Source organism: Paenirhodobacter populi (assembly GCF_004022215.1).
GTDB classification, from domain to species: Bacteria; Pseudomonadota; Alphaproteobacteria; order Rhodobacterales; family Rhodobacteraceae; genus Rhodobacter; species Rhodobacter populi.
Genome location: NZ_SAUZ01000002.1, coordinates 224,211 through 245,255 on the forward strand (window position 1 = coordinate 224,211; position 21,045 = coordinate 245,255).

Consider the following 21,045-nt stretch of genomic DNA (forward strand, 5'->3'; position numbering starts at 1 on the left):
TCCGCCCGCCTGCCTGCCCGGCCTTGCCAGCGCCGGGGCAGCCCGCTAGCTGTCCCCGAAATCACCCATTGGTGTGTAGCCCGCAGGAGCCGAAGATGATCGCCCCGATCGATTTCAATGACCGCATGCTGTCGCTTGGCCTCGCGCGGGTGTCCGAGGCGGCGGCCCATGCCGCGGCCGCGCTGATCGGGCGCGGCGATGCAGCGGCGGCGAACCGGGCCGCGGTCGAGGCGATGCGCGAACAGCTCAACATGCTCGACATCGACGGGACGGTGGTGATCGGCGAGGGCGGCCGGGACGAAGCGCCGATGCTCTATCTCGGCGAGAAGGTCGGCAACGGCAAGGGGCCGGCGGTGGATATCGCGCTGGATGCGTTGCAGGGCGCGCGGCTGACGGCGCGGGACATGCCGAATGCGATGACGGTGATCGCCATGGCGCCGGCGGGGACGCTGCTGCCCGCGCCGGATACCGGGATGGAGAAGCTGGCGATCGGCCCGGGCTATGCGCCGGATCTGATCGGGCTGGAGATGAGCCCGGAGGAGCGGGTGCTGACGCTGGCCGAGGCGCGGGGCGTGCGGGTCGGGGATATCACCTGCTGCGTGCTCGACCGGCCACAGAATGCCGGGCTGATCGGCGCGTTGCGCGAGACGGGTGCGGCGGTCCGGCTGATGGCGGATGGCGATCTGGCAGGCGTGATCGACTGTGCCGAGCCCGCGCTGACCGGCATCGATGTCTACATGGGGTCGGGCCGCGCGCCGGAGACGGTTCTGGCGGCGGCGGCGCTGAAATGCATGGGCGGGCAGGTCTGGGCGCGGTTCGTGCCGGATGCCGGTCTGGCTGAACCGGGCCGGGTCTACCGGCGCGACGATCTGGCAAGCTCGGACGTGATCTTCGCCGCGACGGGGGTGACGAGCGGCTCGATCCTGCGCGGCGTGCGCCGCGCGCCGCATTTCATCGAGACCGAAACGATCCTGATGCGCTCCAAGACCGGGTCGCTGCGGCGGATGATCTATCGCAACCCGGTGCGCCCGGCCTAGTGATCGGCGTTCCAGACCGTGCGGGGGCCACGCGGGCGGGTGACGATGAATTCGTGGAAGGTCAGCCGCGAGGTCAGCCCCGCCGCAATCGGAACCGAGCCGCCAAGCGACAGATCGCGGTCGCCGATGCCGAAGACCGGCAGGTAGGTGTAGACGGTTTCCAGCACCACCGCCGAATCCCCGGCCGCCATCATCGGAATGCGGTGCGCACGCGCGTCGAGCGTTTCCTGCGTCAGCGCGACATGTCCGCCCGTCGCGTGGGACTGGTCGAGGCGCATCGGCTTGCTCACGCCATCGCAGCTCTGCATGTCCTCGGGCGTCGCGGGGCAGGAAATCAGCGTGATCCGCAGCCAGCTCCGGTCCGTGGCGCGGATGCCGACGAACTGGTCGAACAGACGTTTCGTCCCGTCGATATAGGTCGGGCCGATCGCCGCCTTCTGCCGCGAGACCAGATCCGCCATCGTGTAGGAGGCCGAGCTGATCCGCGCCTTGATCCGGAAGGCGTCGTAGAATTCATAGGCGGCCATGAACCAGCCCAGCAGCAGCACGCCGCCCAGCAGGCCCTCGATCGCGACATTCCCGTCCTCGCGCCGCCAGAAGCCGCTCATGACGCGGTTCCCGTGTTGCGCGGCTCGTTGACGAAGACGGTGACGGTGCTCAGCGTGAACCGCCCCGACCCGTCGAGCCGCAGCGCCTTCGCCAGCGGATCGATCCCCGACATCGGTTTCAGCCGCAGGCAGGCGCGCAGCGCCATGACGCGATTGCCCGTCGAGGTGTCGAAGACCGGCTCATGTGCCTCATCGGCGATGAAATCGGCGCAGTGCGGCGCATCGGGGTTGTCGAGCGACCAGGTGGCGGTGTCGACGGGGAATACCTCGACCGAAAGATTGTCGCGGCAGCCGGAGACGAAGGCGATCACGGAGCAGATCCGGTTCCGCAGCGCCTCATGCGTGGGCACCTCGGCATTGCCAAGCCGCAGGTCGCGCGTCGCCACATCCACCGCCCGGTCGAGCAGCACCTGCCGCATGTTCAGCACCATCAGCTCGACCGAGGCGAGCAGGATCATGAAGAACACCGGGATCCAGAAAATCGTGGGCAGGGTGACGGCCCCGTCGTCGCGGGACCGGTCTTTGGTGGAGCGGGTCATGAACATCTCAGTTCGTCAGCCGCAGCGCGCTGATCGCGGCGGCGATGGAGGTGAAGGCATCCGTCAGTCCGGAGGCCGTGACGCTGTAGGCATAGCCCTCGTCGGTGGCGCAGGCGCGCAGGATGTTCACGCCCTCGGGTGGGGCATCCACCGCGACGGTGAAGACATGGATCCCGCGCGCCGGATCCTTGGCCGCCGCGCAGAGGTTGCGCAGCGCGGCGTCCTTTTGCGCGAATTCCGACTGCACCGCCATCTCGTCATAGATCGCGGTCTTGGACACGCCGGTCGCGGCGTTGCGGGGAGGATAGATGAAGGTGTTGATAACATATTGCAGGGTATAGTTCTTGCCCCAGATCGTCTGCCAGGTGATCTGCGACAGCGTGCCGGAGATGGCGTTCTTGCTGTACCACTTCTTGTCCGACAGGTTGTAATAGGGGGCGGATCGCCCCTCGACGTAATAATAGAGCGCCTTCAGATCGGTGGTGGAGGCGCTGAAGGCGCTGCTGCCGCGGGTGGAATAGAAGGGGGACGGGCCGGTGCGATACGCCGGCATGGTGGAATAGGACCGGGTGTTTTCCCCGTCCGTCATCAGTACCATCACCTTCATCGCCGCGCGCGATAGATCGCCATCCCCGTCGCCATAGTCGAAGGGCCGCCCCGCCAGCGCAACGCGCGAGGCGTCCCTCGCGATCAGCCGGTCCAGCGCCGGGCGCATCGCCGGGTCGAGCAGCGCGAAGCCCCACCGCGCGCCCACGTCGATCGCCGTATCGCCGCCGGGGGCAAGGGCGTTGATCTTTGCCTCCAGCAATGTCCGGTCGCCGGAAAAGGCCAGCACGTTGGCAGGAGCGTTTTCCTGACAGTTCAGGATACCGCCCGAGGTCGGGACCGAGGCCGGATAGCCCCAGTAATCGAAACTGTCGCCATACATGGTGCGCTGCAATTCGGCATCGGCATCGATGGCGATATCCGTATCGGGCAGGATCTGCACATCGGCGCAGGTGTTTTTCGCGTGATCCGTCGACAGATGCAGCACCCCGGCCAGTTCCGACCCCAGCACGACCTGCTGGTTGTAGGGCACGACCGAGACCGACAGCCGCCCGTCCGCCGCGCCCTCGGGCTGCACGGTTTCGAACATCTGCCGCACGAAGCGCAGCGCGGCGGGGCGAAGCTGCTCCATCCGCGTGGGGGAAACGCCGCTGGCGCCGGAATAGATGTTGAAATTCATCGAGCCGGAAATATCCAGCACCAGCGCGATTTCCACATTGCCGATCGATTCCTCGGCCTGGCTGGCGGCGTTCACGCGCAGGCTGTCCATGCCGATCAGCGGCCCGAAGATGGTGGTCAGCCCGTCCGTCGCGCTCAGGCTGACGCGGCGCCATTGCCGCAGCGCGCCTTCCTCGACGATGGGCGTGACGTTCAGATAGCCGAGCCCGGCCTTGTCCAGATAATCGCGCACCACCTCGGCGGGCGGCAGATCCTGCGCGAGCGAGGCCGAGGCCAGCGCCGCCCGGTCGAGCGTGTTCTGCACGCGCACGCGCAGCTCCTCCTGCCGGACCAGATCGACGGTGATGCCGATGCAGATCATCATCATCAGGAATATCTGCAATGCGAGGGGAATCAGCGCGCCGTCCTCTCCGCGCAGGAACCGCCGGATTTTCTGGCCGATCATGCTGGTTTTCGCTCCACCCGTTCACGCCGTTTCGCGGCACTATCGCCGGGGTTGTGGGCGAAATTGCGGCGCTGGCAAGGAAACCCCGGGGAGAGGTTTCCATCTGACTGCGGGGCCTCGACTCTTGCCGCGCGCGGACCAATATAAGGGGCATGAGCCTGCCGCCCGGTTTCCTTGATGAATTGCGCAATCGCGTCTCGATCTCGCAAGTGGTCGGGCGCAAGGTCGTATGGGACATGCGCAAATCGAACCAGGCGAAGGGCGACATGTGGGCGCCATGCCCGTTCCATCAGGAAAAATCCGCCTCGTTCCATGTCGATGACCGCAAGGGCTATTACTATTGCTTCGGCTGTCACGCGAAGGGGGACGCCCTGTCCTTCCTGCGCGAGACGGAGAATGTCGGCTTCATGGAGGCGGTCGAGATTCTGGCGCGCGAGGCCGGAATGACCATGCCCGCGCGCGACCCGAAGGCGGCCGAGCGCGCCGACCGGCGGACCGAGCTGACGCGGGTGATGGACGAGGCGGTCAAGTATTACCGCATGCAGCTGTCGACGCAGGCGGGGGCCGAGGCGCGCGCCTATATCCAGCGCCGCGGCCTGACGCCGGAAACGGTATCCCGGTTCGAGCTGGGCTTTGCCCCCGACCAGCGGCAGGGACTGTTCAACGCGCTGGTGCAAAAGGGCATCGCGGCGGAGCTGATCGTCGAAGCCGGGCTCTGCGCGAAACCGGATGACGGCGGCGCGCCCTATGACCGCTTCCGGGGCCGGATCATCTATCCGATCCGCGATGCGCGGGGGCGGGCGATTTCCCTTGGCGGCCGGGCGATGGACCCGAACGCGCGGGCGAAATACCTGAACGGGCCGGAGACGCCTTTGTTCGACAAGGGGCGGTCGCTCTACAACCACGGCCCGGCGCGGGAGGCCTGTGGCAAGGGCCAGCCGCTGATCGTCTGCGAAGGCTACATGGATGTGATCGCGCTGGCGCAGGCGGGCTTCGGCGGTGCGGTCGCGCCGCTTGGCACCGCGGTGACCGAGGAACAGCTGCATCTGATGTGGCGCATCCATGACGAGCCGGTGATCGCGCTCGACGGCGATACGGCGGGGATCCGGGCGGCGATGCGGGTGGTCGATCTGGCGCTGCCGCTGCTGGAGGCGGGCAAGGCGCTGCGTTTTGCCATCCTGCCGGGCGGACAGGACCCGGACGAGCTGATCAAGGCGGGCGGCCCCGGCGCCATGCAAAGGGTGCTGGACGGGGCGCGGCCGATGGTCGACCTGCTCTGGCAGCGCGAGACCGAGGGCAAGGTCTTCGACAGCCCCGAACGGCGCGCCGCGCTGGACAAATCCCTGCGCACGGCGATCAGCCGGATCCGCGACGCCTCGATCCGGCGTCACTACGGGGCCGAGGTGGACCGGCTGCGGCGCGATCTCTTCGGCTTCTCGGCGACGAGCGGGCAGGGGACGACGGGGCAGGGCTTCACCGCCTACCGCGAGGACCGGCCGTTCCGCCGCCGTCCCTTCGGGGCGAAACCGCCCGCGCTGCCGCTGCCCGCGACGCGCTCGACGCTTCTGGTCGCGGCGGAGGGGGAGGCGGTGCCCGACCATCTGCGCGAGGCGGTGATTCTGGCGATTCTCGCCACCCATCCCGCGCTGATTCCCGAATTCGAAAGCCAGCTCGAAACCATGCGCTTTTCCGATCCGGCGCATGAACGGCTGGCCGAGGCGATGCTTCAGGCCATCGGCGCCGGAGAGATCCTGCCCCGGATCATGCAGGCAGCGGGCGCCGACCTTGACAGATTGCTCCGCCAGCCCCATGTGCGAACCGCACCCCCGGTTCTGCGCCATGACGACACCGCCTTCGCGCGCATGTGTCTGGCAGAGGAGCTGGCCAAGGCCGAAGCCGCCCGCGCCGTTCGCGCCGAAGTGGCTGAAGCTGCGGAAGAACTTGAAGGTCTGGCCGACGAAGGCGTCACCTGGCGCCTGTCCGAGGCCAACCGTGCGCGCGAGCGTGCGGAGAGGTCGAAACTGGACGACACCAGCGACATGGGCGAAGACCGCGCGGCATTGTCCGCACAGTTGCAGGCCCTGATCGACGGTGAAGTCTGGCGCAAAAGGAAAGGCTGATGCCCATATTCCCGGCAAGACGCGAATCGCCCCCGAATCCCCATGATTCGGACCTGTGATTCGCCATGTTGATTCGATAGAACCGACCCGACCGATTCGATTCGCCGCCCCGCCCGCCGGAGCGGCACAAGCCTCAAAGCCCCAGCAGGAGCGCCCATGGCCGCCAAGGACATCGACGAAAGCAAATCCGAAAACACCTCGGATGACGACAACTCCTTCGACATGTCGAAGGCCGCGGTCAAACGCATGATCGCGGAGGCGCGCGAGCGTGGCTACATCACCTATGACCAGCTCAACGCGGTGATGCCCCCCGATCAGGTTTCCGGCGACCAGATCGAGGATGTGATGTCGATGCTGTCGGAGATGGGCATCAACATCGTCGAGGCCGAGGAAACCGAGGAAGCCGAAAGCGGCGAGGTCGCCGCGACCCAGTCCGGCTCACGCGAGATCACGGTCTCGACCTCGACCACGGAAAACCTCGACCGCACGGATGACCCGGTGCGGATGTATCTGCGCGAGATGGGCTCGGTCGAACTCCTGTCGCGCGAGGGCGAAATCGCCATCGCCAAGCGGATCGAGGCCGGCCGCAACACGATGATCGCCGGGCTCTGCGAAAGCCCGCTGACCTTCCAGGCGATCACCATCTGGCGCGACGAGCTGCTGAACGAAGACATCCTGCTGCGCGACGTGATCGACCTCGAAGCGACCTTCGGGCGCACGATGGACGAGGACGGCGAGGAAGAGGATGTCCTCGACGAGAACGCCCCGCCGCAGCCCGAAGGCGCCGCCAGCGAGGAGCGGAGCGACGATTGGGAAACGACGAAGACGCGGCAGGTCGATGCCGACGGCAACCCGCTGCCGGTCGAGGATGACGACGACGAATTCGACGGCCAGAACATCTCGCTTGCCGCGATGGAAAGCGCGCTGAAGCCGAAGGTTCTGGAAACGCTCGAAGTGATCGCGCGCGATTACGGCAAGCTGGCCGAGATGCAGGACCTGCGGATGTCGGCGACGCTGAACGAGGACGGCACCTTCTCGGTCGCCGAGGAAGCCGCCTATCAGAAGCTGCGTTCCGAGATCGTCGGGCTGGTGAACGAACTTCATCTGCACAACAACCGGATCGAGGCGCTGATCGACCAGCTCTACGGCATCAACCGCAAGATCATGTCGATCGACAGCGGGATGGTGAAGCTCGCCGATGCCGCCCGCATCAACCGGCGCGAATTCATCGACGAATACCGCAATTACGAACTCGACCCGACCTGGACCGAGCGGATGCAGGCCAAGGGCAACCGCGCCTGGACCGTGCTGTTCGAGAAGACCGGCGACAAGGTCGACGATCTGCGTTCGGAAATGGCGCAGGTCGGGCAATATGTCGGCGTCGACATCTCGGAATTCCGCCGCATCGTCCAGCAGGTGCAGAAGGGCGAGAAGGAAGCCCGGCAGGCGAAGAAGGAAATGGTCGAGGCGAACCTGCGTCTGGTCATCTCGATCGCCAAGAAATACACCAACCGCGGGCTGCAATTCCTTGATCTCATTCAGGAAGGCAACATCGGCCTGATGAAGGCCGTCGACAAGTTCGAATACCGCCGGGGCTACAAGTTCTCGACCTACGCCACTTGGTGGATCCGGCAGGCGATCACCCGCTCGATCGCCGATCAGGCGCGCACGATCCGCATCCCGGTCCACATGATCGAGACGATCAACAAGCTGGTGCGGACGGGGCGGCAGATGCTGCACGAAATCGGCCGCGAACCGACGCCCGAGGAACTGGCCGAAAAGCTGCAGATGCCGCTCGAAAAGGTCCGCAAGGTGATGAAGATCGCCAAGGAGCCGATCTCCCTCGAAACCCCGATCGGGGACGAGGAAGACAGCCAGCTCGGCGATTTCATCGAGGACAAGAACGCGATCCTGCCGCTGGATTCCGCCATTCAGGAAAACCTGAAGGAAACCACGACGCGGGTTCTGGCCTCGCTCACCCCGCGCGAGGAACGGGTGCTGCGGATGCGCTTCGGCATCGGCATGAACACCGACCACACGCTGGAAGAGGTCGGCCAGCAGTTCTCGGTCACCCGCGAACGGATCCGGCAGATCGAGGCGAAGGCGCTGCGCAAGCTGAAGCACCCCTCGCGCTCGCGCAAGCTGCGCTCCTTCCTCGACCAGTGATCACAGCGCCCCCGCAAGGGGGCGTTTTCACGGAATACCCATGATACTGCCCGATTTCCTCGGCCCCGGCCTGCGCGCCGTCTTTTGCGGCACGGCGGCGGGGCGCGTGTCGGCCGAACGCGGGCGCTATTACGCGGGGCCGGGCAACCGATTCTGGCCGATCCTGCATCCGGCGGGCATCGTGCCCGAACCCCTTGCCGTCGGCGACGAGGCGCGGCTTCTGGCGCAAGGGATCGGGCTGACGGATATGGCGAAACTGGCCTTCGGACCGGACGCGGCGATCCCGCGCACCGCCTATGATCCGGCGCGCCTGCGGGATTTCCTGCTGCGCCATCGTCCCCGCAGCCTCGCCTTCAACGGCAAGAATGCCGCGCAGCGGTTCTTCGGCACGCAGGTGGCCTATGGGCCGCAGCCGGGGACCGAGATCCCCGTCTGGGTCCTGCCCTCGACCTCCGGCATGGCGCGGCGCTACTGGGATGCGCAGCCCTGGCACGATTTCGGCGCCTTCCTGAAAAACCTCTGATCTTCCCGGGCTGAACTTCCCCGTCGTTTTTCCATAAATATCCCGGGGGTGAGGCTGAAAGCCGAGGGGGCAGCGCCCCCTTCTCCCCATCCGCATATCCGCCGGAGTCCGATTCTGAAATCCCGGGGGCGCCACCCCTTCAGGGCAGCGCGCGCCGGATGGTTTCCTCGATCGGCTCGGTCGGATGGCCGATCAGCGTCGACAGATCCTTGCTTTCGGAATAGAGCGCACCCTTCGCCGCCCAGGCATCGCTGTCGGCGAGGATACCGGCGAAGGCCTCGGGCACGCCCACCTCGACCAGCGCCTCCTTGTAGTCGGCCTCGGACATGTCGACATAGATCACGTTCTTGCCCGAGATGGCGAAAATGTTCTTCGCCAGATCGGTGAGGGTGAAGGCCGTATCCCCGGCCAGTTCATAGGTCGCGCCCTCATGGCCTTGGGCCGACAGCACGATCGCCGCCGCCTCGGCATAGTCGCGGCGCGGCGCGGTCGAGAACTTGCCTTCCCCGGCAGCCCCCAGATGCTTGCCCAGCTTCAGGTCGTTTTCCAGCGAGGCGAGCAGGTTTTCCGAATACCAGCCGTTGCGCAGGAAGGCATACGGGATCCCCGCATCGCGGATCATCTCCTCGGTCAGCCGGTGTTCGGCGGCCAGCGCCATGCCCGAATGTGCCGCGTCGAGGATCGAGGTATAGGCGATGAACCCGACCCCACTCGCCTTCGCCGCATCGACCACATTGCGGTGCTGCCGCGCCCGCTGACCGACCGCCGAGCCCGAGATCAGCAAAAGCCGGCCGACCCCCTCGAAGGCGGCTTCGAGGCTTTCCGCATCCTCGTAATCGCCGATCCGCGCGCCCAGGCCCTCGGCGCGCAATTCCTCGGCATCGGCTTCGCGCCGGACGAGGCCCAGGATCCGGTCCTCGGGCACCAGCGTGCGCAGATGCGCCAGCACCAGCCGTCCGAGCTGCCCGCTCGCCCCGGTCACCATGTAGAGAGTGTCAGCCATCGCAGGTCCCTTTCAACGATACATCCTGTTGTCCTGATGTAGTCGCTTTTCACCCGCAGGGAAGGCGGGAGGTCCCGATATGCAAACGGCGTGCCCTTCGGCACGCCGTGTGAGCTTCGGCCCCGGGAAGGCGGGCCTGATGACAACGGCCCGATCAGGCCGCTTCGGCTTCTTCCGCCGCCATGCGGCGTTCGCTTTCCTCGCGCGACAGCGCGACAGAGGTCCGCACCCCCTTGGAAACGAATTCCATCAGGCCGCGCACGACCCGTTCGTTCGGATCGATCCCGGCGCAGGAGAGCACCTCGCGTCCGTCGCGCGACCGCGCCCAGCGGGCGATCTGCTCCGGACCATTGCCGTACTTCTTGTCATCGGCAATCGCATCATCGAGCGCGGCAAGAACCACAGCTGCGAACAGCTTGCGGGCCCGTTGGCCTTGCTCGTAGTTGAATGCGGAGCCGTCAACGAAATCGCGCATTATTACGTCCTTTTGTTATTGCTCTTGCGTCTGTTGTTGGCGTGGGGCCATCTAGGGTGTCTGAGACGCGATTCGATATGGCCCCAGGCGAATTGCCGTCATGCGTCATGTGCATGGCACTGACACGACAAACGGTTCCATACGAACGGGATCAGATCGTGGTCTGCTCAGGCAGGCCGGCCATATATAGTCGCTGACGATTCTCGATCAAGAAAATTTAGGTGCCCTGCGCTGAGATAACGCGGTTTGTGAATAAAATCTTACTCACAGGGGCGCCGAGGGGTCGCGCCGGATCCCTGCATCCAGTGCAAGCATCTCTCCCTCGGCCCGGTCGAGCCGCAGATGCGCCAGCGCCCGGCCGCCGGATCGGGTGAACAGCGTGCCAAGCGCCTTGCCGTCGGCCGACAGGATCGGCGTGCCGGGCGGTGCCGCGCCCTCGATCAGCACGCGGGTCAGGCCCTTGCGCAGCTCGGTCTTGTGCTTCATCCGCGCGGTGACCTCCTGCCCGACATAGCAGCCCTTGCGGAAGTCGACGCCATGCAGCCGCTCGAACCCGGCTTCGAGGATATAGGTCTCGGGCGTCAGTTCGATGCCGGTTTCGGGGATGATCCGGTCGACGCGGATGGCGTCCCAGTCGGTGCCGTCATCGCCCTCGGCCTCGCCATAGAGCCGCCAGCCCATCGCCGGGTCGCGCGGATCCGTCACCGCGCCTTCGGGCGCGGGACCGGTGCCGCGATACACCTTCAGATCCGAGGGCGCGATCTGCACATCGGCGCGCAGCCGATACATCGACAGCCGCTTCACCGCCGCCTCGGCGATCCCGGCGTCGATGTCCAGAAGGATCGCCTCGCCCCGCGGCACCAGCAGGAAATCCGCCAGATATTTCCCCTGCGGCGTCAGCAGCGCGGCATAGACCGGCCCCGAGGCCAGCCCCTTCACGTCGTTGCTGACCAGCCCTTGCAGGAAATGTTCCCGGTCGGGCCCGGTGATCTGATAGATCCTGCGCATCGCGTGTCCTTTCATTCGACAAGCTGCATCCGGCACAATGCCGCATAAGTGCCGCCTCTGGCAAACAGCGCCTCGTGCGTGCCCTCCTCGATCACCCGGCCTTCGGACACCACCACGATCTTGTCGGCGTTGCGCACGGTCGACAGCCGGTGCGCGATGACCAGCGTGGTGCGCCCCGCCGACAGATGGTCGAGCGCCTGCGCCACCTGCGCCTCGGACCGGGTATCCAGCGCCGAAGTCGCCTCGTCCAGCAGCAGGATCGGCGCATCGCGCAGCACGGCGCGGGCGATCGCCACCCGCTGCCGCTGCCCGCCCGACAGGGCCGAGCCGCGGGGCCCCGCGGGCGTGTCCAGTCCCTCGGGCATCGCGTCGGTGAATTCCGTCACATGCGCGACGGACAGGGCCTGCGCCAGCGCCTCGGGCGTGGCGTCGCGGCGGCCCAGCAGCACGTTTTCGCGGATCGTCTCGTCGAACAGCGAGGCATCCTGCGACACGGTGGAAAACAGCTCGCGCAGATCCGCGAGCCGCATCGCCTGCACCGGCACCCCGCCGATCGACACCGTGCCGCTGTCCGGATCCACCATCCGCGTCAGCAGGTTGAAGACGGTCGATTTCCCCGCCCCCGAGGGACCGACAAGCGCCGTGGTCTTGCCCGCCTCGGCGGTGAAGCTCATCCCCCGCAGCACCGGTTTTTCGCCATAGCTCAGGAACACGTTCTCAAGCCGCACCGTCATCCTTTCGGGCGGCGGCAGGGGGCGCGCCGGGTCATGCACCCGGGGCGTGATGTCAAGGACGTGATAGATCCGCTCAAGGCTCGCCGCCGCGCTCTGCCATGTGCCCGCAAGCCCGCCCAGCCGTCTGAGCGGCTGGAACGCCAGCGACATGGCGGCGAAGAAGGACATGAATTCCCCCACCGTGCGGTCGCCGGCGATGATCTCCCTGCCGCCCAGCACCAGCACGACGAAAAAGCCGAGCCCCGTCACCACGTCGATCAGCGCCGGGATCATCGACTGGATCGCCGCCATCTTGACCATCGAATGGCGCAGCCAGCCCACCAGACCGCTGAACCGCGCCATCTGGTAATCCTCGATCCGGTTCAGCTTCACCGCCGCGATGCCGTGGAACACCTCGTCAAGCTGCGTCGCCCGCGCGCCCGACTGGTCGCGCATCTGCCGCGACTTGCGCCGGATATAGCGCTGCACCACCACCGTGGGCAGGATCAGCAGCGGCGCCCCCACCAGCGCCGCCAGCGTCCAGCGCCAGTCGATCGAGATCGCCACCCCGAACAGCGAGACGAGCGAGATCGCATCCCGCCCGGCGCCGGTGATGAACACCGTCCACACGCCCTGCACGGCCGAGGTATCGCCCTGCACCCGCTCGATCAGCGCGCCGGGGGGATTGGCCTGAAAGAACGACTGGTCGAGCGTCAGGATATGGCGCACCAGATCCACCTGCATCGCCGTCGAGGATCCCTGCGAGATATTCGACAGAAGCGTGCGCGATCCGACCGAGGTCACCGCCCGGATCACGAACAGCGCGAAGATCGCCCCGCCCACCAGCCAGAGCATCGACTGCTGCCCCTCGACGAAAACCTTGTCGAACAGCGGCTTCAGCATCCAGCTGAGCGCGCCAAGGGTCGCGCCCTCGATCACCATCAGCAGGGCGGCCAGCGCCATCTTGGGCCAGTGCCGGGCAAGGTAGCTTTTCCACATCCGACCAAAGAGGACGCGCGAACTGTAGGGGAATTGGGGGGTGCTCACATCGTTCCTCGGGCAGGCGCGGGGCGCGCGGATTGCCCATGGGTCTAACGCGAATGGCCGAAGGCGACAAGCGTGCGCCGGAACCTGTGCCCGATACAAGCCGGCGATTGACCCGGCCCGGCCGCTTCTTTACGCCGGGGGCAAACCGATCATTCAGGAGCATGCGATGAACCTTTCGCAGGGGCGTCCCTATCTTGCCATTCCCGGGCCTTCGGCGATGCCGGACCGGGTCCTTGCCGCCATGCACCGGCCGGCGCCGAACATCTACGAAGGCGATCTGGTCACGCTGACCGAACGGGTCGCGGCGGATCTGAAGCGCGTCGCGCTGAGCACGCAACATGTGGCGATCTATATCGCCAACGGTCACGGGTTGTGGGAAGCGGCGATCGCCAACCTCTTCTCGCGCGGGGACCGGGCGCTGTCGCTGGCGACGGGGCGGTTCGGGGTGAACTGGGCGCTGCATGCGGGCGACATGGGGGTCGAGGCCGAAATGATCGACTTCGGCCTGAAATCCCCGGTCGATCCGGCGCGGGTCGAGGCGGCTCTGCGCGCCGATACCGAACGGCGGATCAAGGTTGTGCTGCTCACCCATGTCGATACCGCGACGGGGGTGAAGAACGACGTGCCCGCGGTGCGCGCGGCGATCGACGCGGCGGGGCATCCGGCGCTGCTGGCGGTCGACTGCATCGCCTCGCTCGGCTGCGATGAATTCCGCTTCGACGACTGGGGTGTCGACATCATGGTCGCGGCCAGCCAGAAGGGGCTGATGGTGCCGCCGGGCGTGGGCTTCGTCTGGTTTTCCGAAAAGGCCCGTCGCGCCACCCCCGCGCCGGATCTGCGCACGCCCTACTGGGACTGGACCCCGCGCGCCTTCCCCGAGGCGTTCTATCAGTATTTCGGCGGCACGGCGCCCACGCATCACCTGTTCGGGCTGGCGGAATCGCTGAAGATGATCCTCGACGAGGAAGGTCTGGATCACGTCTGGGCGCGGCACGAAACGCTGGCCCGCGCGGTCTGGGCGGCCTTCGACGCCTGGGGCGCGGGCGGGGACATCACGCTGAACATCGCCGACCCGGCGGCGCGCGGCCATTCCGTCACCGCCGCCCGGATCGGCGCGGGCGGCGCCGGACGCTTGCGCAAATGGTGCGAGACGGAGGCGGGCGTGACGCTTGGCATCGGTCTTGGCATGGCCGAGCCCGGCACCCCCGAAGAGGGCGATTTCCTGCGCGTCGCGCATATGGGCCATGTGAACGCGCATATGACGCTTGGCGCGCTGGCGGTGATGGAAACGGGGATGCGCGCGCTGGCCATTCCGCATGGGGACGGGGCGCTGAATGCCGCCACGGCGGTCTGCGCCGGGCGCTGAGCAGGTCGCAGGCAGCGGCCCGTCAAACGCAAGATCACCCGAACGGAGCCTGCCCCTTCTCCCTGTCGTGTTTCCATAAATATCCCGGGGGTGAATTTGCGCGCATGCGCAAAGAGGGGGCTGGCCCCCTCGCCACCCCATCCGGTCGCGCCCGCGCTCCTGTCTTGAAACCGATGATGCCCCGGAAGGGAACGCCCGGCCTTCGGCGGGGGTCCTTCCACGGGAAGGATGGACCCGCCTCATCATGCTCAGGCAAAGATGAAGGGTCCACAGACAGCCCCGGCCCGCGAACCGCCTTCAAGGCGGGCGGCAAGGGGAGGGATACCCCCGCCGCCCGCGATCACCCCCGGGAAGGTTCAAAACCCGGGAGTATTCCGTGAGGGCTCATTTGGTCGGCGCGTGCTCGGCGAGCCAGGCGTTCATCCAGTCGATCTCGGCCTGCTGCGCGGTGATGACCTGTTCTGCCAACTTGCGAACCTGCGGATCGGTTCCATATTCCAGCGCCACTTTTGCCATCGCGATCGCCCCTTCGTGATGGGGGATCATGCTGCGGATGAAATCGACATTCGCGTCGCCGGTATAGGGGATCTCCATCGTCCGGTGCATCTGCGTCGCGGCCTGCATGAAGGCAAGGGTCGAGGGCGCCGCATCCGCCGTCGCATTGGCCCCGCCGGTCATGTTCGCCATGTCATGGGCGGGCATGGTTCCGCTCTCCTGCGCATGGGCGCAAAGGGCCGGGACCATCAGGGCCGGAACGACCATGGAAAGGATGCTGCTGCGGCTGATTCTGTTCATCTCTGTCTCCCGAGGTTGGCACGACCCTGCACCCGGACGCGCACGGCCGCAAATCACCACTCGGCGATGGGTCTGTAACGTTGGCCGCACGGCGGCGCGACCGGCTGGCCGGATCAGGCGCGCGCGCGGGCGCGGTCGAGCGCGCCGGGCAGGGCGGCGGCAAAGCGGTCCAGATCGGCCTCCGGCCCGCAGGAGACGCGGATGCAGCGGTCGAGCGGCGCGACGCCCGGCATGCGCACGAAGATGCCGTCTCCGGTCAGCTCCTCCAGCACGGCGCGGGCAAAGGTGCCGTCGCGGCCGCAGTCGATGGCGACGAAATTGGTGGCCGAGGGCAGGGCCGTCAGCCCGTTTTCCGCCGCGATCCCGCCGATCCGGTCGCGCGCGGCGGCGATCAGGCGGTGCATGTAGGCCTGCCAGGTCGCATCCCGCAACGCCGCCAGCGCGCCTGCCTGGGAAATCCGGCTCATGCCGAAATGGTTGCGGATCTTGTCGAAGGCCTGGATCAGCGGCTTCGCCCCGATCGCATAGCCGACGCGCGCGCCCGCCATCCCATGCGCCTTGGAAAAGGTGCGGAAGCGGATCACGCGCGGATCCTCGGGCGGGATCGCGGGGGCCGTGCCCTCGGGCGCAAGCTCGACATAGGCTTCGTCGAGGACCAGAAGCGTGCCCTCCGGCACCTCCTCGACCATGCGCAGGATGACCTCGCCCGGATGGGCGGAGCCCATCGGATTGTCGGGATTGGCGATGTAGATCAGCTTCGGCCGGACCTCGCGCGCCAGCGCGATCAGCGCCTCGGGATCCTCATGATCGCCGCGATAGGGCACGCGGTGCAGCGTGCCGCCATAGCCCGCGACGTGGAAATTGAACGTCGGATAGGCGCCTAGCGAGGTCACCACCGCATCGCCTTCCGCCACCGTCAGCCGCACGAGGTAACCCAGCAGCGCGTCGATCCCCTCGCCGACGACGATGTTTTCCGGCGCGCAGCCGTGATGCGCGGCCAGCGCCTGTTTCAGGTCGTAATTCTCGGGATCGCCATACATCCAGACATCGCCCGCCGCAGCCGCCATGGCGGCGATGGCGCGCGGGCTGGGGCCGAAGCCGTTCTCGTTCGCGCCAAGCCGCGCCCGGAACGGATGCCCCATGCGGCGTTCCTGCGTTTCCGGCCCGACGAAGGGCACGGTCGAGGGCAGGGTTTCGATCAGCGGCGTGTAACGCGGTCCGGTCATGGCGGTCCCTTTCTGCGAGGGGGGCGTCTCCGCCCCCCGGATGGTTCAGCCGAGTTCGGCCAGCCGCGCGACGGCGGCGGCGATCTTCTGCGCCTCGTCCTCGCGCGCCGCAAGGTTTTCCCGCGCCTCGAGGATCACCTCTTCGGCCGCGTTCTCGATGAATTTCGGGTTCGAGAGCCGGCCGCGCAGCGCCGCCGCCTCTTTCCCGATCTTCGCCAGCGCCTTTTCCAGCCGCGCCTTTTCCGCCGCGACGTCGATCACCCCTTCCAGAGGCAGGCCGAACAGCGCCCCCGCCACCGGGATCGAGATCGCCCCCTTGGGGATCGCCCCCTCGGTGATCGCATCGACACGGGCGAGCTTGAAGATCAGCGCCTCGTTGCGGGCGAAGGCGGTGCGGGCGGCATCATCCGCCTCGGCCAGAACCATCGGCAGCTTCAGCCCGACCGGCACCCCCATCTGCGCGCGCGAGGACCGGATCGTCTCGATCAGGTCGATCACCCAGTTCATCTCGCGGTCGGCCTCAGGGTCGATCAGCTCGGCCCCATAGGTCGGCCAGTCGGCATGGATCAGCATCTTGGCCCGGTCGCCGGTCAGGCCCCAAAGCTCTTCGGTGATGAAGGGCATGATCGGATGCAGCAGGATGTCACACTGGTCGAGCACCCAACGCATCGTCTCGCGGGTTTCATCCGCATCCTCGGTGTCGAACAGCGGTTTGGCGAATTCGACATACCAGTCGCAGACCTTGCCCCAGACGAACCCATACAGCGCCTGTGCCGCGTCGTTGAACCGATAGGAGGCGAAGGCCGTATCCACCGCCTCGCGCACGCGCGCGGTTTCGCCGATGATCCAGCGGTTCACCGTATGGGTCGGTTGCGGCACGGCGACAGGCACCGGCCCCTCGAACACGCCGTTCATCTCGGCGAAGCGGGTGGCATTCCACAGCTTGGTGCCGAAGTTGCGGTATCCCGCGATCCGGTCGCGGCTGAGCTTCAGCACGCCCCCAAGCGCCGCCATCGAGGCATTGGTGAAGCGCAGCGCATCCGCGCCATATTCGTCGATGATCAGCAGCGGGTCGATCACGTTGCCCGCCGTCTTCGACATCTTCTTGCCCTTCTCGTCCCGGACGAGCTGATGCAGATAGACCGTGTGGAACGGCACCTTATCCACCACCGCAAGCTGCATCATCATCATCCGCGCCACCCAGAAGAACAGGATGTCGAAGCCCGTGACCAGCACGTCGGTCGGGAAATATTTCCGCAGCTCCGGCGTATCCTCGGGCCAGCCGAGCGTGCCGATCGGCCACAGCCCCGAGGAAAACCATGTGTCCAGCACGTCCGGGTCGCGCCAGACGGGATAGACGAGCTTCGTCGGATCCTCGGAAATCTCATAATCGGCGAGGCTCGCGGCCAGCGTCTCGATGGCAGCCTGCTTGTCCGCGACTTCGACCACGCGCATGTTGCCAAGCGGCACCGGCAGGTCGGCGATCTCGCCCAGGAAGGCATCGGCGACCGCCTCGAAGGACGCGGCGCAGTGATGCACCGGATCGCGATGCACCATCTCGTCGGTGACGAGCAGGCGGCCCATCTCGACCAGATCGAGCGATCCGTCGCCCTCGTCGTCGCGGAACCCCTTGGCACCCAGATCGAGCCCATACCACACCGGGATCTGGTGCCCCCACCAGAGCTGGCGCGAGATGCACCACGGCTCGATATTCTCCAGCCAGTGGAAATAGGTCTTTTCGCCCGACTCGGGCAGGATCACCGTTTCGCCGCTGCGCACCGCATCCAGCGCCTTGCCGACGATCCTGTCGGCATCGACGAACCACTGGTCGGTCAGCATCGGCTCGATCACCACCTTCGACCGATCGCCGAAAGGCTGCATGATCGGTTTGTTCTCGACCAGCGGCAGCATGGCGGCTTCGCCATCCTCGCCCCATTTCGGGTTCGGGATCATCACGGCCAGCCCTTCGGCCGTCACCGCGTCGATCACCTTCTGGCGGGCCTCGTAACGGTCGAGCCCGCGCAGATCCTCGGGCACGAGGTTGAGGCTGTCGACCTCGGCCTCGGTGAAGCTTGCGCCATTGGCGATTTCCGCCGCGCGCCTGGCCGAGGCTTCGTAGTCCAGCCCATCGACCCGCATCTGCGCGCGTGTGTCCATCAGCCGATAGAGCGGCAGGTCGTTGCGCTTCGCCACCTGATAGTCGTTGAAATCATGCGCGCCGGTGATCTTCACCGCGCCGGAGCCAAAGGCCGGATCGGGGTAGGGATCGGCGATGATCGGGATCTGGCGGCGGAATTCCTTCGGCCCCACCGGGATTTCGCACAGCTTGCCAATGATCGACGCATAGCGTTCGTCGGACGGGTTCACCGCCACCGCGCCGTCGCCCAGCATCGTCTCGGGCCGGGTCGTGGCGATGGAGATATAGTCGCGCTCCTCCTCAAGGATCACGTTCCCCTCGGCATCCTTCTCGCGGTAGGTATAGGTGGCCCCGCCCGCCAGCGGATATTTGAAGTGCCACATATGGCCGGCGACCTCGATATTCTCGACCTCGAGGTCGGAAATCGCGGTTTCGAAATGCGGGTCCCAGTTCACCAGCCGCTTGCCGCGATAGATCAGGCCCTTGTCATACATCTCGACAAAGGCGCGGATCACCGCGTCGTGGAAATTGCCTTCCTCGCCCGCCGGCGCGCCGGGCGCCCCCGACATGGTGAAGGCGTTGCGCGACCAGTCGCAGGACGATCCCAGCCGCTTGAGCTGCCCGATGATGGTCGAGCCGTATTTGCCCTTCCATTCCCAGACCTTTTTCAGGAATTCCTCGCGGCCCAGTTCCGTGCGCGACGGCTGCTGCGTCTTCGCCAGTTCCTTTTCCACCATCATCTGCGTGGCGATGCCCGCATGGTCCTGTCCGGGCTGCCAGAGCGTGTCGAAGCCGCGCATCCGGTGCCAGCGGATCAGGATGTCCTGAATGGTGTTGTTGAACGCATGGCCGACATGCAGCGCGCCGGTGACATTCGGCGGCGGGATCATGATGCAGAACGTCTCCGGCCGCGAGGCGTTCGCTCCGGCCCGGAATGCCCCGGCCTCTTCCCATTTCGCATAGATCCGGGGTTCGGCCCCGGCCGCATCGAACGTCTTTTCCATGGTCATCGCTGCAGTCCCTTCGTCAGGCCCGACGTTCCTACCCAATCGGGACGGGCAGGCCAAGGGGGAACGACGTTCAGGCCGGCAGCGACAGCGCGATGCGGTGACCGGCCGCCTCGGCGACATGGGGGGCGCGGACCCGCTCGCTCCCGTCCAGATCGGCGAGGGTGCGGGCGATGCGCAGCACCCGGGTGTAGCCCCGCGCGCTCAGCCCGACACGTTCAGCCATCTGGGCGAGCATCTCGCGCCCCTCGGCATCCGGCGCGGCGATATCGTTCAGCAGGCTGCCCTGCGCCTCGGCATTGGTGCGGATCTGCGGCAGGTCGCGGTAGCGCGCTGCCTGCCGGGCGCGGGCGGCTGCGACCCGCGCGGCCACGGTGGCGGAGCTTTCGCCCTCGGGCTGCGCGGCGAAATCGCGCCAGTCGATGCGCGGCATCTCCAGCCGCAGATCGAAACGGTCGAGGAGCGGCCCCGACAGCCTTCCCAGATAATCCTCGGCGCAGCGGGGTGCCTTGGAACAGGCCCGCGCCGCATCGCCCGGATGGCCGCAGCGGCAGGGATTGGCGGCGGCGATCAGCAGAAAGCGGCAGGGCCAGGTGACATGGGCATTCGCCCGCGCCACAGCGACCTCGCCGCTTTCCAGTGGCTGGCGCAGGGTTTCCAGAACCTGCGGCGCGAATTCCGGCAATTCGTCCAGAAACAGCACGCCGTTATGCGCAAGGCTCATCTCGCCGGGCCGCGCATGGCGCCCGCCGCCGGTCATCGCCGCCTTTGATGCCGTGTGATGCGGCGCGCGAAACGGCCGCGCGCGCGAGATCGCGCCATTCAGCAGATCCCCCGCCACCGACCGGATCATCGAGGTTTCCAGCGCCTCGGCCGGTGTCAGGTCGGGCAGGATCGAGGGCAGGCACCCCGCCAGCATCGACTTGCCATTGCCGGGCGGGCCGATCAGCAGCAGGTGATGGCGCCCGGCGGCGGCGATCTCCAGCGCGCGTTTCGCCCGCGCATGGCCCTTCACCTCGCGCAGGTCCATGCCGGGGGCGGGGGGCGCGGCGGCCCCGGGCAGCGCCTGCGGCAGGGGCGATTCACCCGTCAGGTGGCGCAAAGCCTCGTGCAGCGTCGCGGGGGCAAAGACGGGCGCGGCGGCGACCCAGGCGGCCTCGGCGCCGCTTGCACGCGGGCAGATCAGCGCGTGCCCTTCCTCCGCCGCCAGAAGGGCCGCGGGCAGGGCGCCCGGCACCGCCATGATCCGCGCGTCGAGCGACAGCTCGCCCAGAGAAACGATCCCCGCCACCTCCTCCGCCGGCAGAACGCCGATCGCGGCCAGCAGCGCAAGCGCGATCGGCAGGTCGAAATGCGGTCCCTCCTTGGGCAGATCGGCCGGGGCGAGGTTGATGGTGATCCGTTTCATCGGCAGTGCGATCGACAGCGCCGCCAGCGCCGCGCGCACCCGTTCGCGCGCCTCGCTGACCGCCTTGTCGGGCAGGCCGACGATGGTAAAGGCCGGAAGCCCGGCGGCCAGCGCGCATTGCACCTCGATCAGGCGGGCCTCGGCCCCCTCGAACGCCACCGTATAGGTTGTCGTGACCACCGCATCCCCGCCATTCCA

At 66.9% G+C, this 21,045-nt stretch carries 16 protein-coding genes; 5 read left to right on the forward strand and 11 right to left on the reverse strand.

All coding sequences use genetic code 11. The features are described from left to right. Positions 1 to 95: 95 nt before the first annotated feature. Positions 96 to 1,037, forward strand: a complete 942-nt coding sequence (locus tag D2T30_RS02670) for a fructose-bisphosphatase class II family protein (RefSeq protein ID WP_128207519.1) — start codon at positions 96 to 98, stop codon at positions 1,035 to 1,037. Here D2T30_RS02670 and D2T30_RS02675 read toward each other — a convergent pair. Genes D2T30_RS02675 through D2T30_RS02685 form a run of 3 tightly spaced genes read right to left on the reverse strand, consistent with a single transcriptional unit; the run spans position 1,034 to position 3,853 of the window. Further along, positions 1,034 to 1,645 carry a hypothetical protein gene (locus D2T30_RS02675; RefSeq protein ID WP_128207520.1) on the reverse strand — a complete coding sequence of 204 codons (612 nt, stop codon included), beginning with the start codon at positions 1,643 to 1,645 and terminating at the stop codon, positions 1,034 to 1,036. The two genes, D2T30_RS02670 and D2T30_RS02675, sit on opposite strands and share 4 nt — an antisense overlap. Continuing rightward, positions 1,642 to 2,184: a TadE/TadG family type IV pilus assembly protein gene (locus D2T30_RS02680; protein ID WP_128207521.1), complete on the reverse strand. Its 543-nt coding sequence runs from the start codon at positions 2,182 to 2,184 to the stop codon at positions 1,642 to 1,644. Before D2T30_RS02680 ends, D2T30_RS02675 begins: the two co-directional genes overlap by 4 nt. 7 nt (positions 2,185 to 2,191) lie before the next feature. After that, the gene (locus D2T30_RS02685; RefSeq protein ID WP_128207522.1) at positions 2,192 to 3,853 is read right to left on the reverse strand and encodes a pilus assembly protein TadG-related protein; all 1,662 of its coding nucleotides are present in this window, start codon (positions 3,851 to 3,853) and stop codon (positions 2,192 to 2,194) included. 152 nt (positions 3,854 to 4,005) lie between these two features. Here D2T30_RS02685 and dnaG point away from each other — a divergent pair, with 152 nt between their 5' ends. The 3 genes from dnaG to D2T30_RS02700 all read left to right on the forward strand — a co-directional run bounded on the left by dnaG (position 4,006) and on the right by D2T30_RS02700 (position 8,662). Next, positions 4,006 to 5,973 (forward strand): DNA primase, encoded by a 1,968-nt coding sequence (dnaG, locus tag D2T30_RS02690; protein ID WP_128207523.1) that lies wholly within the window; start codon positions 4,006 to 4,008, stop codon positions 5,971 to 5,973. Positions 5,974 to 6,129: 156 nt separating this feature from the next. Then, complete coding sequence (rpoD, locus tag D2T30_RS02695; protein ID WP_128180863.1) at positions 6,130 to 8,139, forward strand: RNA polymerase sigma factor RpoD; 2,010 nt, start codon at positions 6,130 to 6,132, stop codon at positions 8,137 to 8,139. A gap of 40 nt (positions 8,140 to 8,179) precedes the next feature. After that, entirely contained in the window at positions 8,180 to 8,662 is a 483-nt protein-coding gene (locus D2T30_RS02700; protein WP_128207524.1) for a mismatch-specific DNA-glycosylase, read from the forward strand. 139 nt (positions 8,663 to 8,801) lie between these two features. Here D2T30_RS02700 and D2T30_RS02705 read toward each other — a convergent pair whose 3' ends face one another. From D2T30_RS02705 to D2T30_RS02720, 4 genes are all read right to left on the reverse strand, one after another. Further along, positions 8,802 to 9,665: an SDR family oxidoreductase gene (locus tag D2T30_RS02705; RefSeq protein WP_128207525.1), complete on the reverse strand. Its 864-nt coding sequence runs from the start codon at positions 9,663 to 9,665 to the stop codon at positions 8,802 to 8,804. A gap of 154 nt (positions 9,666 to 9,819) precedes the next feature. Next, positions 9,820 to 10,140: a DUF6280 family protein gene (locus D2T30_RS02710; protein WP_036635644.1), complete on the reverse strand. Its 321-nt coding sequence runs from the start codon at positions 10,138 to 10,140 to the stop codon at positions 9,820 to 9,822. Between the two features lie 264 nt (positions 10,141 to 10,404). Continuing rightward, positions 10,405 to 11,148, reverse strand: coding sequence for a CAF17-like 4Fe-4S cluster assembly/insertion protein YgfZ (ygfZ, locus tag D2T30_RS02715; RefSeq protein ID WP_128180857.1), 744 nt, complete (start codon positions 11,146 to 11,148; stop codon positions 10,405 to 10,407). Between the two features lie 11 nt (positions 11,149 to 11,159). Next, on the reverse strand, positions 11,160 to 12,860 hold the full coding sequence (locus tag D2T30_RS02720) for an ABC transporter ATP-binding protein (protein WP_128207600.1): 1,701 nt from the start codon (positions 12,858 to 12,860) through the stop codon (positions 11,160 to 11,162). Between the two features lie 214 nt (positions 12,861 to 13,074). Here D2T30_RS02720 and D2T30_RS02725 point away from each other — a divergent pair, with 214 nt between their 5' ends. Next, positions 13,075 to 14,274: a pyridoxal-phosphate-dependent aminotransferase family protein gene (locus D2T30_RS02725; protein WP_128207526.1), complete on the forward strand. Its 1,200-nt coding sequence runs from the start codon at positions 13,075 to 13,077 to the stop codon at positions 14,272 to 14,274. A 384-nt stretch (positions 14,275 to 14,658) separates the two neighbouring features. Here the strand turns inward: D2T30_RS02725 and copM are convergent, their stop codons facing one another. From copM to D2T30_RS02745, 4 genes are all read right to left on the reverse strand, one after another. Further along, the gene (gene copM, locus D2T30_RS02730; RefSeq protein ID WP_241560542.1) at positions 14,659 to 15,069 is read right to left on the reverse strand and encodes a CopM family metallochaperone; all 411 of its coding nucleotides are present in this window, start codon (positions 15,067 to 15,069) and stop codon (positions 14,659 to 14,661) included. Between the two features lie 113 nt (positions 15,070 to 15,182). Continuing rightward, positions 15,183 to 16,295, reverse strand: a complete 1,113-nt coding sequence (locus tag D2T30_RS02735; protein ID WP_128207527.1) for a pyridoxal phosphate-dependent aminotransferase — start codon at positions 16,293 to 16,295, stop codon at positions 15,183 to 15,185. A 45-nt stretch (positions 16,296 to 16,340) separates the two neighbouring features. After that, positions 16,341 to 19,442 (reverse strand): valine--tRNA ligase, encoded by a 3,102-nt coding sequence (locus D2T30_RS02740; protein ID WP_128207528.1) that lies wholly within the window; start codon positions 19,440 to 19,442, stop codon positions 16,341 to 16,343. A 70-nt stretch (positions 19,443 to 19,512) separates the two neighbouring features. After that, entirely contained in the window at positions 19,513 to 21,027 is a 1,515-nt protein-coding gene (locus tag D2T30_RS02745) for a YifB family Mg chelatase-like AAA ATPase (protein ID WP_128207529.1), read from the reverse strand. Between the last annotated feature and the right edge of the window lie 18 nt (positions 21,028 to 21,045).

What these genes read in the sequence shown, in the direction of transcription:
- D2T30_RS02670 (WP_128207519.1), top strand. Translation starts at nt 96, where the DNA reads ATGATCGCCCCGATCGATTTCAATGACCGCATGCTGTCGCTTGGCCTC.
- D2T30_RS02675 (WP_128207520.1), bottom strand. Translation starts at nt 1,645, where the DNA reads ATGAGCGGCTTCTGGCGGCGCGAGGACGGGAATGTCGCGATCGAGGGC.
- D2T30_RS02680 (WP_128207521.1), bottom strand. Translation starts at nt 2,184, where the DNA reads ATGACCCGCTCCACCAAAGACCGGTCCCGCGACGACGGGGCCGTCACC.
- D2T30_RS02685 (WP_128207522.1), bottom strand. Translation starts at nt 3,853, where the DNA reads ATGATCGGCCAGAAAATCCGGCGGTTCCTGCGCGGAGAGGACGGCGCG.
- dnaG (WP_128207523.1), top strand. Translation starts at nt 4,006, where the DNA reads ATGAGCCTGCCGCCCGGTTTCCTTGATGAATTGCGCAATCGCGTCTCG.
- rpoD (WP_128180863.1), top strand. Translation starts at nt 6,130, where the DNA reads ATGGCCGCCAAGGACATCGACGAAAGCAAATCCGAAAACACCTCGGAT.
- D2T30_RS02700 (WP_128207524.1), top strand. Translation starts at nt 8,180, where the DNA reads ATGATACTGCCCGATTTCCTCGGCCCCGGCCTGCGCGCCGTCTTTTGC.
- D2T30_RS02705 (WP_128207525.1), bottom strand. Translation starts at nt 9,665, where the DNA reads ATGGCTGACACTCTCTACATGGTGACCGGGGCGAGCGGGCAGCTCGGA.
- D2T30_RS02710 (WP_036635644.1), bottom strand. Translation starts at nt 10,140, where the DNA reads ATGCGCGATTTCGTTGACGGCTCCGCATTCAACTACGAGCAAGGCCAA.
- ygfZ (WP_128180857.1), bottom strand. Translation starts at nt 11,148, where the DNA reads ATGCGCAGGATCTATCAGATCACCGGGCCCGACCGGGAACATTTCCTG.
- D2T30_RS02720 (WP_128207600.1), bottom strand. Translation starts at nt 12,860, where the DNA reads ATGTGGAAAAGCTACCTTGCCCGGCACTGGCCCAAGATGGCGCTGGCC.
- D2T30_RS02725 (WP_128207526.1), top strand. Translation starts at nt 13,075, where the DNA reads ATGAACCTTTCGCAGGGGCGTCCCTATCTTGCCATTCCCGGGCCTTCG.
- copM (WP_241560542.1), bottom strand. Translation starts at nt 15,069, where the DNA reads ATGAACAGAATCAGCCGCAGCAGCATCCTTTCCATGGTCGTTCCGGCC.
- D2T30_RS02735 (WP_128207527.1), bottom strand. Translation starts at nt 16,295, where the DNA reads ATGACCGGACCGCGTTACACGCCGCTGATCGAAACCCTGCCCTCGACC.
- D2T30_RS02740 (WP_128207528.1), bottom strand. Translation starts at nt 19,442, where the DNA reads ATGACCATGGAAAAGACGTTCGATGCGGCCGGGGCCGAACCCCGGATC.